Origin of the sequence: Undibacterium sp. RTI2.2 (assembly GCF_035018705.1) — a bacterium.
Classification (GTDB): Bacteria; Pseudomonadota; Gammaproteobacteria; order Burkholderiales; family Burkholderiaceae_D; genus Undibacterium.
In genome coordinates this window covers 1-1,268 of the sequence record NZ_JASJXN010000111.1, presented here as the reverse complement: position 1 = coordinate 1,268, position 1,268 = coordinate 1, and the positions used below count along the sequence as shown (strand labels likewise).

General features: G+C 48.3%; 2 protein-coding genes. One reads left to right on the top strand and one right to left on the bottom strand.

The genetic code is table 11. The annotated features are described in order from the left end of the window. Positions 1-690 (top strand): SIS domain-containing protein (locus QN395_RS21300; protein ID WP_323493144.1); only part of this gene is annotated, 690 nt, incomplete at its 5' end. 199 nt (positions 691-889) lie between these two features. Here the strand turns inward: QN395_RS21300 and QN395_RS21295 are convergent. Continuing rightward, the coding region (locus tag QN395_RS21295; RefSeq protein ID WP_323493030.1) for a hypothetical protein at positions 890-1,268 on the bottom strand (379 nt) is incomplete at its 5' end.

Sequence of the window (1,268 nt, the reverse complement as noted above, 5' to 3'; positions counted from 1 at the left end):
ATGGTGCGCGAATGCGCTCTGGCCTATATCACTCGCGCCGGTGTAGAAGTCGGCGTCGCATCGACCAAAGCCTTCACCACCCAATTGGCAGCGCTATTCTTGTTGGCACTGACACTGGCGCAAAGCAAAGACAGACTCAGCGATGAGCAAGAAGCAGAACACATCAAAGCCCTGCGCCACTTACCTGTAGCGATCACTGCGGTGCTAGCTTTAGAACCACAAATCATCGCCTGGTCAGAAGAATTTGCCCGCAAAGAAAACGCCTTATTCTTAGGCCGCGGCATGCACTACCCAATCGCTTTGGAAGGCGCATTAAAGCTGAAAGAAATTTCCTACATCCATGCAGAGGCCTACCCCGCAGGAGAACTCAAACACGGCCCGTTAGCCTTAGTGACCAAAGACATGCCGGTCGTCACAGTCGCACCAAAAGACGCGCTGCTAGAAAAATTAAAATCCAACATGCAAGAAGTCCGCGCCCGTGGCGGCGAGCTGTACGTCTTCGCCGACGCAGATTCCCGCATTGCCTCAAGCGAAGGCGTACACGTCATCCGTTTGCCGGAACATTACGGCATGTTGTCACCGATATTGCATACTGTACCGCTGCAATTGCTGGCGTATCACACTGCGCTGGCACGTGGAACGGACGTCGATAAGCCTCGGAATTTGGCTAAGAGCGTAACGGTGGAATAATTAGTTTGTGTCTTAGGAAGCAAATATTCTTGGCAATTAAAATCGTCAACTGAACATTAAAGTCGTAAACTAAAAACTCCCAACAAATGCCCAAATCTTGAATTTCAAGTTTGGGCATTTTTGCATCTGAATTTGACCATGAATAGCCTCTTGGTTTATCACGATATCGCTATAAAGTGTTTCTAGTTGGACGCCACTATCAATTATTGAATGGCACAAATTCAGGAAGAATGACTGATTCGGTGACCAAGTGACGAGAGATGCCATTATTAAGCGGAGAGATGACATCGTTGCTGACTGCGCTTCCGAGCGAAACCTTATTCAGTATTCGAGCCGCCAGCATGCGCTTTGGAGGCATGCCCTCGCCAAAAAAACGAGTCTGCTGTTGTATGGAAATGCACAAGGGGATATCACCACGATCTGCAGAATTGTCTTCATGCGTTTTGTGAGCGAACAGAAAATCGCTATGGGAGTTGCGCTGAGATTTGTTTAGAAAGAACCTTGAGCTTCTTGCAAAATACCCAAACCAGTAAAGTCGAGCATGGGTGTGGCCACTGTTGCGATTGGTTTTCTTGTTT